Source organism: Myxococcus sp. AM011 (assembly GCF_013372595.1).
GTDB lineage: Bacteria > Myxococcota > Myxococcia > Myxococcales > Myxococcaceae > Myxococcus > Myxococcus eversor.
In genome coordinates this window covers 18555-32639 of sequence record NZ_JABXEM010000112.1, presented here as the reverse complement: position 1 = coordinate 32639, position 14085 = coordinate 18555, and the positions used below count along the sequence as shown (strand labels likewise).

At 68.8% G+C, this 14085-nt stretch carries 10 protein-coding genes and 1 pseudogene; 6 read left to right on the top strand and 5 right to left on the bottom strand.

Annotation, left to right across the window (positions count from 1 at the left end; all coding sequences use genetic code 11):
* Both HUW62_RS23195 and HUW62_RS23190 read left to right on the top strand, forming a co-directional pair.
* A partial coding sequence (locus tag HUW62_RS23195) for a glycosyltransferase family 39 protein (RefSeq protein WP_176435651.1) occupies nucleotides 1–1274 on the top strand: 1274 nt, incomplete at its 5' end.
* Nucleotides 1275–1539: 265 nt separating this feature from the next.
* Nucleotides 1540–5106, top strand: a complete 3567-nt coding sequence (locus HUW62_RS23190) for an endopeptidase (RefSeq protein WP_176435650.1) — start codon at nucleotides 1540–1542, stop codon at nucleotides 5104–5106.
* 124 nt (nucleotides 5107–5230) lie between these two features.
* Here HUW62_RS23190 and HUW62_RS23185 read toward each other — a convergent pair whose 3' ends face one another.
* On the bottom strand, nucleotides 5231–6406 hold the full coding sequence (locus tag HUW62_RS23185) for an AI-2E family transporter (RefSeq protein WP_163865876.1): 1176 nt from the start codon (nucleotides 6404–6406) through the stop codon (nucleotides 5231–5233).
* A 312-nt stretch (nucleotides 6407–6718) separates the two neighbouring features.
* Here HUW62_RS23185 and HUW62_RS23180 point away from each other — a divergent pair, with 312 nt between their 5' ends.
* Together HUW62_RS23180 and HUW62_RS23175 are read left to right on the top strand one after the other, a co-directional pair.
* Complete coding sequence (locus HUW62_RS23180) at nucleotides 6719–7042, top strand: hypothetical protein (protein WP_176435649.1); 324 nt, start codon at nucleotides 6719–6721, stop codon at nucleotides 7040–7042.
* A gap of 116 nt (nucleotides 7043–7158) precedes the next feature.
* A complete protein-coding gene (locus tag HUW62_RS23175) occupies nucleotides 7159–7578 on the top strand; it encodes a cupin domain-containing protein (RefSeq protein WP_176435648.1) in 420 nt (139 codons plus the stop codon).
* Between the two features lie 10 nt (nucleotides 7579–7588).
* On the opposite strand, the pseudogene HUW62_RS23170 reads toward HUW62_RS23175, so the two are convergent.
* The 4 genes and pseudogenes from HUW62_RS23170 to HUW62_RS23155 form a co-directional block, all read right to left on the bottom strand.
* Nucleotides 7589–7783, bottom strand: a pseudogene (locus tag HUW62_RS23170) (hypothetical protein); the annotation flags it as partial.
* Between the two features lie 61 nt (nucleotides 7784–7844).
* Nucleotides 7845–8096, bottom strand: coding sequence for a hypothetical protein (locus HUW62_RS23165; protein WP_163865712.1), 252 nt, complete (start codon nucleotides 8094–8096; stop codon nucleotides 7845–7847).
* Nucleotides 8097–8306: 210 nt separating this feature from the next.
* Nucleotides 8307–8750, bottom strand: coding sequence for a hypothetical protein (locus HUW62_RS23160; protein WP_163865713.1), 444 nt, complete (start codon nucleotides 8748–8750; stop codon nucleotides 8307–8309).
* Nucleotides 8751–9764, bottom strand: coding sequence for a hypothetical protein (locus tag HUW62_RS23155; RefSeq protein WP_163865714.1), 1014 nt, complete (start codon nucleotides 9762–9764; stop codon nucleotides 8751–8753).
* 195 nt (nucleotides 9765–9959) lie between these two features.
* On the opposite strand from HUW62_RS23155, the gene HUW62_RS23150 reads away from it, so the two are divergent.
* Both HUW62_RS23150 and HUW62_RS23145 read left to right on the top strand, forming a co-directional pair.
* Complete coding sequence (locus HUW62_RS23150; RefSeq protein WP_176435647.1) at nucleotides 9960–12671, top strand: putative Ig domain-containing protein; 2712 nt, start codon at nucleotides 9960–9962, stop codon at nucleotides 12669–12671.
* 84 nt (nucleotides 12672–12755) lie between these two features.
* Entirely contained in the window at nucleotides 12756–14051 is a 1296-nt protein-coding gene (locus HUW62_RS23145; RefSeq protein ID WP_176435646.1) for a P1 family peptidase, read from the top strand.
* The last annotated feature ends 34 nt before the right edge of the window (nucleotides 14052–14085 follow it).

Sequence of the window (14085 nt, the reverse complement as noted above, 5' to 3'; positions counted from 1 at the left end):
CCTACCACCCGCCCCTGTTCCCCTGGCTCCTGGGCGTGCTGTACCGCGTGCTGGGTGAACCCCAGGGCAACGCCTATCCGTACAAGCTGTGCCTCGCCGCGCTGAGCGCCGCCACGGTGGCGCTGTCCTGGGCCTGGTGGCGCACGCTGCTGGGCACCGCGTGGAGCTTCGTCGGCGCGGCCCTCTTCGCCTCCAGCTTCGGCTGGCTGGTGCTCTCCACCACGTACAGCAACGAGGTCCTCTACGCCCTCTTCCTGTCCGCCACCCTCGCGCTCGTCCTGCGCCACAAGGCGGGCCCGAGCTGGGGCGGCGCCGCGCTCCTGGGCCTCGTCATGGGCCTGGGCTCGCTCACCCGCGCCGAGCACCTGTACCTGTGGCCCTTCCTGCTCGCGTGGGCCTGGCTGTACCGGGGCTCGACGCCGCTGCCAAGGCTCGCCACGCGCTGGGGCGCCGCGGCGCTCGTCTGCGCCCTGGTGCTCGCGCCCTGGGCCGTGCGCAACGCGCGGGTGCTCGGCGAGCTGAACGCGAGCACGCCGACGCTGGAGCCGCTGCCGGTGCTCGCGCCCGTCACCGCCTACGGCCCCATCAACTTCGCCATGGCGAACCACGCCCGCGCCACCGGTGGCTTCACGCCGGACTCCGTCAACCAGTTGGGCCAGGAGGGCCACCTGGACGTGGCCAACCCCGCCCAGCGCGAGCTCCTGCTGCACGGCTACGCGGTGGGCCTCGAGTGGATGCGCGAGCACCCCGCGGACGCCGCGCGCCTCTGGAGCACCAAACTCTCGCGCTGGCTGGACGGACTGAGCCTGGGCTTGGGCGCCTCCAACCTCCCCTCGGGCCTGAGCGGCGCGCGCGCCCCGGTGGACCTCTTCGTCCCCGAGGGCACGGGGCTGAAGTGGCCGCTCTTCGCGCTGCTCGTCGCGGGCGCGGCGCTGTCCCTCACCCGGCCCTGGCGCGAGTTCAGCCTGCTCACCCTCGTCGTCCTCCACCGCGCGCTCATCACCGTCGCCTTCTTCGGCTACACGCGCGGCCTGCTCACCATCTTCCCCGCACTCGTGCCGCTGCTGCTCTTGCCGCTCGTCGTCCTCACCGCGCGCCGCCCCGCATGGGCCACGCGCGTGCCCGCGCTCGCGGCGGTGCTGCTCCTGCTCTTGTGGGTGGAGGCCGGAGCGCTGGCGCTCGGCGCGCCTCGCGGCTTCATGGCCAGCGGAAGCACCGACAGCGCCAGCGGCAAGCTCATCCAGGATGACTGGGTGCGCATCTGGCCGCGCTGACCCGCAACAACCTGTCAATAATATTCTGATGGGAGTGGCACACTTCCATGCTCCGCGCCATAGCGGTATTCACTTATAGTGCGCCAACGTGTTGACCAGTCAACACTTCGAGCCCATGAAATTCCTAGGGATCCAGTTTCAATGGGATGGCTGGGAATAAGGCATATTCATTTTTTAGTGAGGCATCAGTAAGGCGTCTGCGGGCTCCGTCTGTCTGGGAGCCACCTCGGGTCCGACCCTCGGGACCCCCATAGAGGAGAACTGCATGCGCCACTCCAAGGTGTCAGCAGCATGTCTTGCCTTGCTCGTGTCAGCGACGAGCTGGGCGGTGCAACCCCCCGACAAGGGGCAGAGCGCCATCGCCAGCAAGGCGTTCTACAAGCCTGAGTTCTACCTGCCCATCCAGAACACCCCGCTGGAGCAGGCCGCGCGGACCATGGCCAAGGAGACGTCCGCGGGCTGGGACGACTTCTTCGCCCGCAACGGGAAGGACTTCCGCGTCCACATCGACCCCCGCACCGGCACCCCGTCTGGCATCGAGGGCTCTGTTCCCCTCATCCCCGGCAAGGGCTTCCGCAACAACGTGACGCTGGACGGCGTGCGTGAGTCCATCGGCCGCTCCGTGGCGGACGTGGACGAGTCCGTCATCGGCGACCTGGTCTTCAAGTTCATCGCCGACAACCAGTCCGCGTTCAACATCGACCTGATGCAGCTGGGCGCTCCCCGCGTCACGCGCGTCACCGAGAACCTCTGGCAGGTCCACATCCAGCAGGTGGTCAACGGCCTGACGGTGCGCCACGCGCGCATCGCCGCCACCATCAGCCACGGCAACCTCATCCTCATCGGCACCGAGGCGTGGGCCAACGTGGGCATCGACACGCGCCCGGCGCTCGCGCCGAACGACGCGCTCATCGCGGGCAACGGCTTCGTCGGACTCAACGCCAGCCAGCAGGAGCTCTGGCAGCAGCCCACGCTGGAGATCGCCCCCATGGCGCCCCAGGGTGAGTCGTTTGCCGGCGCCACGGGCACCGGCTACGAGCATCGCCTGGTCTACGCCTACGGCTTCCAGGACCCGGCGGCCCACCAGCGCTGGAAGGTGACGGTGGATGCGGCCTCCGGCGAGACGCTCGCCATCGAGGACGACAACCACTACTTCGACGCGCAGATCCAGGGCGGCATCTACCCGTCCACCAACATCGGCACCTGCGCGGACAACACGGTGTGCGGCACCATGAAGCCCAACTCGCCCATGCCCTGGGCGAACACGGGCCTCACCTCGCCCAACAACTTCACGGACGGCGCGGGCATCTTCGCCTACAGCTCCGGCACCACGGCCACCACGCTGTCCGGCCGCTATGTCCGCGTGTCGGATACCTGCGGCGCGATCAACGTCAGCTCCACCACGGGCAACATCGCCCTGGGCGGCGCGAACAACGACCACGATTGCACCTCTGGGACCGGGGGCAACACCCCCGCGTCGCGCTCCAGCTTCTACGAGCTGAACAAGCTGGCCGAGCAGGCCCGCGGATACCTGCCGGCCAACACCTGGCTGTCCAGCCAGCTCCCGGCGAACGTCAACATCAACAGCACCTGCAACGCCTTCTGGAACGGCTCCTCCGTCAACTTCTACCGCAGCGGCGGTGGCTGCCGGAACACCGGTGAGATTGGCGCCGTGTTCGACCACGAGTGGGGCCATGGCCTGGATAACTTCGACTCGAACGGCGTGCTGTCGAACTCCAGCGAGGGCTACGCGGACATCGCGGCCATCTACCGCCTGCAGACCTCGTGCGTGGGCTACGGCTTCTTCCAGACCGGCAGCCGTGGTTGCGGTGTGACGCCGGACGGCACCGGACAGAACCAGAACGAGTCGCAGGTGGGCACCGCGTGGTGCAACACCAAGTGCTCCGGCGTGCGTGACGCGGACTGGAAGGCCGCCACGTACGGCGGCGTCGCCGCTCCTCCCGCCACCCCGCAGAACTTCGTGTGCCCCAACTGCAGCTCCGGCACCGGCCCGTGCAGCCGTCAGGTCCACTGCGCCGCCTCGCCCGCGCGTCAGGCCGCCTGGGACCTGGTCAAGATCGACCTGGCCGGCGCGCCGTTCAACTACGACGACAACAACGCGTTCATCGTCGGCAACAAGCTGTTCTACCAGGGCAGCGGCAACGTGGGCGCGTGGCACTCCTGCAACTGCACCGGCGGCACGTCCGACGGCTGCGGCTCCACCAACGGCTACATGCAGTGGCTGGCGGCGGATGACGACAACGGCAACCTGAACGACGGCACGCCGCACATGACGGCCATCCACGCCGCGTTCGCCCGCCACAACATCGCCTGTAACACCATCGCCCCGGTGAACTCCGGCTGTTCGGGCGCCCCCACGGCGAAGCCCACGCACACCGCCACCCCGGGTGACGGTCAGATTGCCCTGAACTGGACGGCCTCTTCTGGCGCCAGCCAGTACTGGGTGATGAAGACCGAGGGCATGGGCTGTGACTTCGGCAAGGCGAAGGTCGCCACCGTGTCCGGCACCACGTACACGGATACCGAGGTCGCCAACGGCCGCGAGTACTGCTACTCCATCGTCCCCGCGTCCACGAACGCGTGCTACGGCCCGGCGAGCACCTGCTCGTGCGCCACGCCGGCCTGCACCGCGCCGGGTCTCGCCACCCTGTCCAGCCCCAGCAACGGTGCCACCGGCGCGGAGCTGGCCGCGGTGCTCGACTGGTCGGACGTGTCCGGTGCCTCCACCTACGAGGTCCAGGTCTCCACCAGCCCGACGTTCGCGACGGTGACGGCCTCGGCCAACTCGCTGGTCTCCAGCACCTGGACGGTGTCCCCGGCGCTGAACGTCAACACCACCTACTACTGGCGGGTGAGGGCGAACAACTCGTGCGGTGGCGTGGGCGAGTGGTCCAACGCGTTCAGCTACACCACGCGCGGCTGCACGACGCTGTCGGCGCCCACGCTGTCCACTCCGGCGGACGGGGCCACGGGCGTCGCCACGTCGGCGGCGCTGGACTGGTCGGATGTCGCGAGCGCGGCGAGCTACGTGGTCGAGGTGGCCACGGACTCCGCGTTCACCAACATCGTCCGCACCGGCACCGGTCTGACGGCCAGCAACTGGACCGTGACTCCGGCCCTGTCGAGCGCCACGTCGTACTTCTGGCGGGCCCGCGCGGCGGACGTCTGCGGCGTCAGCCCCAACAGCACCGCTCGCACCTTCACCACCAGCACGGTCTGCACGCCCGCGCTGGCCACGTTCAACACCACGCTCCAGGCGCCGACGTGCGGCAACGTCTGCGGCTGCGACACCGGCACCACGCTGGTCAACGGCCGCGGCACGCTCTCCACGGGCACCGAGCCGAACCAGCCGAACACCATCAACGACTCGTGCGCGGATGGCACGACCGGCACCTACCACGTCGACGAGAGCATCGACCGGGTGGTCATCAAGACGACGGACCAGGGCGCCTTCGCCGTCGGCAAGCAGGTGACGGTGGAAGTCACCGTGTGGTGCTGGGGGACGACGGACTTCTTCGACCTCTACTACACGACGAACGCGTCCGCTCCGGCCTGGACGGCGCTGACCACCAACATCGCCTGCACCGGGACGGGCGCGCGGACCTTCACGCACACGTTCAACCTGGGCGCCACGGCGGGCACGCACGCCATCCGTCCGCAGTTCCGCTTCAGCGGGACGGCGAGCTCGTGCACCTCCGGTGGCTACAACGACCGTGACGACATGGTCTTCTCGGTCGGCACGTCCGTGGCCGCCGTGGACACCGGCAAGTCGGCCACCTCGCAGGGCCGCGCGGCCCCCGCGGGTCGCTGATAGCCCGGCGCCACTCCTCCGGCGCGGCCCAGGCCGGAGGGGCGGCACTGACCAGGGATTGAGCTGAATCCGAAGGGCTTCCGGCCATCCGCCGGGAGCCCTTCTTCACGTCGGGGCCCACCACTCAGTGGCGGTCGTCGGCGGCGCCAGGCCCCTCCCGCGCGGGTGCGTCGTCCATGGGGCCGGCGAACAACAGTCCCTCCTCCACCGCGCCCCTCCCCGCCTGACGCCGGGCGTGCTCTCGCCGGTGGGCGCGCCTCCAGCGCAGCTGCCGCGCGCGAAGCACTTCCTGGATGAGCACCTGCACGGCGGCGGCAAGAGGGACGGCGATGACCGCGCCCAGCAGGCCCGCCAGCGCGCCGCCACACAGCACGACGATGGAGATGAGCAGCGGGTTCATCCGGATGGCGCGGCGTTGGACAATGGGGCCCAGCACGTTGGATTCAATCTGCTGGTAGACCATGAAGACGACCAGCGCGATGACGGCCGGGCGCAGCCCCACCGTGGCCAGCGTCGTGAGGCTCACCAACACGCCGCTGATGACGCTGCCGATGTAGGGGATGACGCCCAGCACCATCACCGCGAGCCCCAGCGCCAGGAAGAAGGGTACGCCCTGGATGAGCGCGACGGTGGCGGCCACGGTGCCGCCGATGGTCATCACCAGCAGCGTGCCCGCGACGTAGTTGGTCACCGCGGCGCGCATGCGCCCCACCAGCTCACGCACGTGGTGCCGACGGCGCGGCACCACCCACTGGAGGATGCTCTCGTAGAGTTCCTTGCCGAACAGCAGGCTGAAGACGGAGAGGGCCACCACGGTGATGCCCGCCGCCAGCAGGCCCAGGGTGGAGGAGAGGACTCCGACGGCGCGACCCGCCAGGTCCACCGGCTCGAAGCGCAAGAGCTCCTCGGGCTTGAGCTCGAAGCCGTAGCGCACGCCCAGCTCCTGGACCCAGTGGGATTGAGAGAGCCGCTCCAACAGCCCCGGCATCGCTTGAACCAGCCCCTCTATCTGCTGGACGAGCGCGGGCACCAGCGTGCCCACCAACACGCCCACCAACCCCAGGAGCAGCAGCGCCACCACGGCCACCCCCAGCCCGCGCTTGAGGCCCCACTTCTCCAGCCTGCGCACCAGCGGATCCAAGGCGAGGGACAGGAGCATCACCACGGCCAGGAGCGTGAGCAGCGGATACAGCCGCCGGAGCACCAACCAGCAGATCGCGAGCAGCAACACCTGCAGCCCCACGGCCCAGACCGTGCGGGCGGGCACGTAGACCGGGAGCTGGCGACTGGAGTCCTTCATGGGCGACAAGGTAGGAAGTGGTGCTCCGCCAGTCAGGCCCCCTCGCGTGCGAGCCGGAGCCCTGCCCGACGTGACAGGCCCTGCTCGCCTCATGGGGACGGCCGCCACCTCGTGGAGCAGCCGAGCGACCAGGCCCTCTGTCGTCCCCTGACTCCACGGGGCGGGCAGCGGCCGTTCAAATCGAACCCGTGCGATGGGGGTGCAGGCGCCCCACCCTTTTTTCGACGACGAAAGGGACACAACCGCACCGCGTCCTTGTCCGATAATCTTCAAGCAGGTCTGGAATCACCACGCCACGAGGAGGGCGACACGATGTGGATTGAAGCCATCGTCATGCCCCGGGAGCAGCCCACCGCGTCCCGGCCGTCCTCACGTCAGGCAGGCAAGCAACCCGCCCCAGCGCCTCGCAGTCGCGCGGCCGTGCACAAGCAGGCGGGCGAGGAGAGCCAGCAGTTCCGCGACGCGGTGCTGGGCTTCCTGCGGGCGCGGCACCTGATGAGCGCGGTGCGCTGGGTGAGCGAGCCGGGGTTGTTTCCCCTGGTGACGCTGCACTGCACGGACGGCGTGCTGGAGCAACTGCGCGAGGAGCCCGGGTTCGAGGCGGGGTTGTCCATGCCGCTGGAGTTGATGACCTGAGCGCTGACACAGGCCGGGCGCGTCCCTAGGTTTCCAATAGGAAATATCATGGGCGGGCCCGGGGTGCCTGGGGCGCGCGAAGCGTCCCCCTCCTCTGACTCGCGGGGGGAAACATCATGAGCGAGTTACTCATCAAGCGATTCTCGGCACCCGACGAGCGCCGGCCGTTCGCGGGGCACGGGCATGCGGACATTCTCCAGTTCGACGAAGGGCGCATGGTGGGCCTGCTCGTCCTCGAGCCCGGCTGGAAGTGGTCTGAGGACGTCAAGCCCATCGCCGGCACGGAGAGCTGCCAGACGGCCCACGCCCTCTACGTCATCAGCGGGCGGATGGTGGTGAAGATGGACGACGGCACCCAGGGCGAGCTGGGCCCTGGCGACGTGGCCACCATCTCACCGGGGCACGATGCGTGGGTCCTCGGCAACGAGCCCTGCCTCGTCGTCGACTTCGAAGGCATGGGGGCATACGCGCGGCGGGAAGCCACGCGGACGAGCCAGCCTGGAATCACGCCCGAGTCAGCGCCTGGACTGCACTGACTCCGCCGACCTACAGCCTTGGGTCTACCGGCTCGCTCTCCAGCGCGAACACGCCGAAGACACACTCGTGCACGCGCCGCGGCGGCTCCTTCCGGACGAAGCGCTCCAGGGCCTCGACGCCCAGCACCAGCTCACGCAACGCCAGCGAGCGCTTCGTGGAGACCCCGGGCTGTCGCAGCCGCTCCAGGTTTTCTGGAGCGGTGTACTCCGGGCCGTGTGTAGTGGAACACCAGCCCTTCGATGAACTTCACCACCTGCGCTTCGCGTCAGCAGTTGTCGCGGACGTTGTAGTAGATGGATGTCTGCCCCCAGTTGACATAGCTGCCGCAGGAGCACCCGCGCTCACCGATGACCTTCGTCATGGACGCGTGATAGTACCTTTTGACGCTGGTCGGCATGTTGGTGCAGTTAGGGAGCGGCGATTCCTGCGAGGACTGATTCGAGTCCTCCTCCTGTTCCATGGGACCGCCACAGCCCACCGCCATCGCCAACAGACCACCAATCAGGAACGTGCGCATGAGTCCTCCTTGAAGGGTTGCCGCGCAATCCTAGCCTAGAGGGCGGCGCCCTGCCCCTCGAGCGCGGCCCGCCGAGCCCGCGAGATGGAAGCGCACCACCCGGCCCCGCGCGTGGGGCGGGCCACACAGCAGCGCGGCTTTTCTGAAGGTCATGTGCCCAGGTGGCATGCACCTCACGTTCATCTTCGGGCTGCGCGGCAAGGTCGTGTCCTACCCTTCGGCCTTGAGTTTCGCCACCCATTGACCCAATGCCTCACGGTGAAGGGCAGCCTCGGGAAGGTCCCGGCGTTTCGCCTCGGCCTGCAGTGCCTCGACGTCGGCACGGGGCGCTTCGAATCTGACGGGAACAAGGTCGCGCGGATCAACTCCGTGAGCCCCCTTCAACGATGCGAAGGGCTTCCCGCGCCGACGCTGCATGTAGTGCCCGGCACAAAGCCCCGCTTGCCACACGTCACGGTCACAGCAGCCATTCGGCCACGCTGCATTGCAGGTCATCATCGCAGGGAAGATAAGCCTGCTCGACGAACACGTCAGCAACAGCAGGTGTGCCTGACCGAACGACACGTCGAATGAATGGGGCGTGGGCGGGCTCTTGTGCAGCAGGTAGCCCAGGTCCGTCGCGGGAGAGTGAGTCGTCGTGAGTGTCAGGAGCATTCAGTGCCAGACCCGGGTTGCCGCCACCAGGGTGTCGAGGTCGATACGAAAAGCGCGCGTGCCCTCGCCGCCATAGAGCCAGGGGCCGCGCCCGCACATCCACGTGGGCTGCCACCGCGTTCCGTCCGGGTCCACGAAGACAAAGGTGCCCGCGGGAGCGAGCGTGTCCTTGCCGCCACCGTGCAGGGCGAACAGCTCGAAGGTGGAGCGCGCTGAATAGGAGCCACCGAACAGCACGTGCGTCGCGCCCACGGCGAGCGCGCTCGCTCCGGCGACGGGGGTCTTCCAGACGGCGGGACGGCCTCCTTCGCGAAGCCGGACCAGGGGAAAGTCCGTGTAGAAGTACAGCCACATCTCGTCGTTCGCCGCGACGTTGAGCGCATAGCAGTCGACGATGACGTCGGTGCCCACGGCCCTCGCGTCGTACTCACTCAGTCGCTGGCCTCGCGCATCGAAGAGGACCAGCCCGCTGCGTCCAATCGGCTCGCTGTCGATATCCCCACGACCCCACCCCCGGTTGCCGAGTACGCCTTCGTCGAAGTAGCTCACCCACAGGCGCCCATCGGCGGTGGCCTGCACGTCCTGGATGCCGTCCCCGAGGGTCAGCTCGCGACTCACGCGCCCATCGCGGGAGAAGACCACCGCGTTGCGCTCGTGCGCGTCTTTGTCGAGGTACCTGCAGCGCCCGCCCACCAGCAGCAGCTCACCGTCCGGGAGCGGCTGCACGAAATGGAAGTTGCGTCGGTTGGGGGGCAGGCGGACGCACTGGGGTGGAGCACCCGGCGCTGAGAAGCGAAGGACCTCGTAGGTCTGGGGCGCGTCCGCCAGCGACTTCGCGAAGGAAGGAAGGTCCGGTGCGACTTGCTCCCGGTCATCCCGTTCTCCCTCCAGGGCCAGGAGCCACAGGTCGAAGTCGGGTCCCACGCCCTGGGCCATCAACTCGCGCCCCGAGAGGGCTTCCGCGAAATCGACGAAACACGGCACCTCGAGATGCGTCAGCTCACGCTCGGTCATGACTGTTCTTTTTTCGCGCAGGGAGCCGAGGGGCCAGCTCCAGGAACCGTGCGCCGGGGGGCCGGTCTCGTGGCCTCGGACGCCGGGCCCGAAACGGACCTGACGCCCCCGCCTCCACCCACCCGCGTCCGCGAGAAGCCCCCGCGCTAGGATTCACTTCTCTCCGCGTACTTCGTTCCTCGTTTGGAGTTCTTCATGTTGTCGCATCGCGCACTCGCGCCGCTGCTCGCCCTCTTCCTGTTGGCCGCCTGCTCCGACTCCGACCCCACTCCCGGAGTGGTGGACAGCGGAGTCCAGACGGATGCGGGCCCCCATGGCGGCGACCCCGACAGTGGCCCGAACACCGACGCGGGCCCCACACCCGACAGTGGCCCCGACACGGACGCGGGCCCCGACACGGATGGCGGCTTCACCCCGGACAGCGGTCCCGACCTGGACGGTGGCTTCGTCCCGGACGCGGGCCCCGAGACGGACGCCGGCCCCGCCACGCCTCCGGCCATCCTCACGGAGACGCTGGCGGACACCTACACCGGCAGCCTGTACTCCATCGCCCTGTCGGTCTCCGGTGGACGGGCGCCCCTGACCTGGGCCGTCACCCTGGGCGCGCTGCCCGCGGGCCTCACTCTCAACGCCAACGGGACGCTCAGTGGGATGCCCTCCGCCGCGGGGACCTCGACCTTCACCGTGCGCGTGCGGGACGCGGCAGATGCGAGCGATACCGCGGACCTCTCCCTCACCGTCTACGAGCCACCGCGCATCGGCCAGTTCCAGTTCCCCACCCAGCAAGTGGGTGACAGCCTCTCGCTCACGCTGACTGCCTCCGGAGGCAAGGCGCCCTTCACCTTCGCGCCCGTGGGCGACCTGCCGCCGGGCCTGTCGCTGTCCGGGCAGGGCCTCCTCCATGGAACGCTCACGCAGGCGGGGGAGTTCAGCTTCGTCGTCTCGGCCACGGACGCCAACAACAAGCGGGCGCTGTATGCCTCCCAGCTCATCGTCCTGACGTCCTTCACCGTCACCACCACGTCGCTGCCGGGTGCCGCCCGGGACGAGTCCTACGAGTCCACCCTCACTGCCACGGGAGGCATCGAGCCCCTGAGCTGGGCCGTCACCCTGGGCGCGCTGCCGGACGGACTCGCGCTGTCCTCCTCGGGAGTCCTCTCCGGGACGCCCACCGTGCAGGGCACCTTCGACCTCATCGTCACCGCCACGGACTCGACGTCCCGCACGGCCTCTCGGAACCTGGTGCTGTCCATCACCGGCTTCACTCCCCCGGTGTTCAAGGTGGGCCACTACAACCTCACCTACTTCGGCTCGGACACCCAGGGCCCCCCGAACTCCACGTCCCAGGGCGGCGCGCTGGATGACCTGCAGATTTCCTACGCGCGCGACGTCATGCTCGAGGCGGGCGCCAACCTGTGGGGCATGGTGGAGATGGTCGACGTCGCCGACTTCGACACCCTCAAGGCCCAGCTCCCGGGGTTCAGCGGCTTCCTCTCCAACAACGCCAGCTTCGTCACGGGCAGCACCAGCCCCTACGGCGCCAGCACGCAGAAGCTGGGCATCCTCTACGACAGCTCGCTCACCTTCCAGAGCGCGGAGCTGCTGCGCATCGGCAGCGAGAGCGACTTCGGCAACCGCCCGCCCCTGCGTGTGAATTTCACCACCGAAATCCAGGGCGCGCAGACGCCGCTCGTCGCCATCGTGGTCCACATGCGCGCGGAGAGCGCGGACCCCACCGGCCCCCGCGAGGCCCGGGAGCGCGCGAGCGCCGCGTTGAAGGAGTACCTGGACCAGAACCTCGCCCAGACGCACGTGCTCGTCATCGGCGACTGGAACGACGACGTGGACGAGTCCATCACCCTGGACCCCGACACCCAGCAGCCGCTGCCCACGCCGTACCAGGACTTCGTGTCGGACCCGAGCGGCTACACCTTCATCACTCGAGAGCTGTCGCTGGTGGGCGACGACACGGCCATCGGCTTCGAGAACATGGTGGACCACACGCTGGCCAGCAACGAGGTGGCCGCCCGCTACCTCTCCGACACCACCGAGGTCCTCTACGCGGACCAGTGGGTGCCCGACTACCTGAACACCCTGAGCGACCATCGCCCCGTCGTGAGCACCTACGCGTTCAGCTCCGCCACGGCGCCCTTCGTGCGGCTCAAGGAGCCCCATGGCGGCACGTACGCGGCGGGCTCCATGCTCCCCATCCGCTGGTACGCCTGGGGCATCGCCGACGTGCGCGTAGAAGCCACCACCGACGGCGGTACGACGTGGAGCGTGCTGGCCGCCTCCGTGCCCGCCGTCCAGGGCAGCTACGCGTGGACGCTGCCGGCCATCGCGTCCAGCAGCACGCTCGTGCGGGTGGTGGATGCATCGAACGCCGCCCTCTTCGACGAGAGTGATGCCGCGTTGACCCTCACCACCGGCACCGGCCGCGTCATCATCAACGAGGTGCTCGCCAACGAGCCCGCCATCAGCGGCAGCAACAACGTCGCCTACGAGTTCGTGGAGCTGGTGAACGTGGGCCCTGTCGCCTTGGACATCTCCGGGTGGAGCGTGTGGGACTCCGCCCTCTCACGCCATGTCTTCCCGGTGGGGACGACGCTTGGCGCGGGCAAGGCCGTGGTCGTCTTCGGAGGGACGGCGGGCATTCCCCCGGGCAGGACGAACGCGGTGCGCGCCTCCAGTGGAGCGCTCGGCCTGGGCAACGACAGCGACACAGTGCGCCTGCGCAAGCCGGACAACGCCGACGTGGACACATACAGCTATGCCACCACCGTGGACAACGTGTCCGACAACCGCTCTCCGGACACGGACCCGAACGGCGTGTTCGTGCATCACACCGCGCTGCCCTCCGGACTCTCTTCATCGCCCGGACTGCGCGCGGACGGCACCGCGTTCTGACGCACCGCGAGGGCGCTCGAGAATCCACGGGCGCCCTCGCCTCCGCGCTACACGCGAGGGGCGGGGAGGAGTAGGAAGCGGGGCATGCGCAACCGCTGGCGACTCCTGCTCCCCTCCGTGCTGCTCTGTCTGTCAATGACTCCCTCGTTCGGCGCCGCTCAGACAGAGCGCCCTCGGGCTCGTGCCAGGGACCTGGGCATCACCTTCGGTGGCCAGTCCGGTCCGCTCGACGCCATCACCGACGTGCCCGGCGTGGAGGTGGGCCACACGACGCTCATCTCCGGCGAGGGCCGCATCGTGAAGGGCAAGGGCCCCGTGCGCACCGGCGTCACGGCGGTGCTGCCCCGAGGCAAGGACGGCGTCTCCGAGCCGGTGTTCGCCGCCACCTACGCCCTCAACGGCAACGGCGAGATGACGGGCACCCACTGGATTCACGAGTCCGGTGAGCTCAACGGCCCGGTGATGATCACCAACACCAACGACATCGGCGCGGTGCGCGAGGCCGTCATCTCCTGGGCGGTGGACAAGAACCTCGCGTGGGACTTGGGCCTGCCCGTCGTCGCGGAGACGTGGGACGGGATGCTGAATGACATCTACGGCTTCCACCTCAAGCCCCACCACGCACACCAGGCCCTCGAATCGGCGCGTCCGGGCCCCATGGTGGAGGGCTCCGTCGGCGGAGGCACCGGCATGGTGTGCCATGGATTCAAGGGCGGCATCGGCACCGCTTCACGCAAGCTGCCGGAGTCCGCGGGCGGCTACACCCTGGGGGTGCTGGTGCAATGCAACTACGGCTCGCGGCGGCTGTTCTCCGTCGAGGGCGTCCCCGTGGGCGAGGAGCTGCCGGGGAACAAGCCCTGCTACCTCGGCGCGCAGAAGCCTGGCAGCCCCATGCTGCACGGCCTGTCGTCCTGCGACACCAAGGCCCCCCCGCCCGCCGTGCCCAATCCCTTCGAGGGCGCGGGCTCCATCATCGTCGTCGTCGCGACGGATGCGCCCCTCTTGCCCCATCAGCTCGGACGGCTCGCGCGGCGCGTGCCACTCGGCATCTCCAAGATGGGCGGGTTGGGTGAGAACTACTCGGGAGACATCTTCCTCGCGTTCTCCACCCAGCACCTGAATCCTCCGACGGAGGCCCATCTCGCCAACGTCATGGTGCTCGGCAATGACAGACTCAACCCCCTCTTCGAAGCCACCGTGCAGGCCACGCAGGAAGCCATCCTCAACGCGATGCTCGCCTCCGACACCATGACGGGCGCGGACAATGTCCGCGTCTACGGCCTGCCCCATGACGGACTGGTGAAGGCCCTGCGGAAACACGGACGGCTCACACCCGCGCCCACGCCCAAGCAGACGCCCGCCAGGAAGTCGGGGCGATGAGCGGGAGGTGTGCTCGGAGGTGCGCGTGAAACAT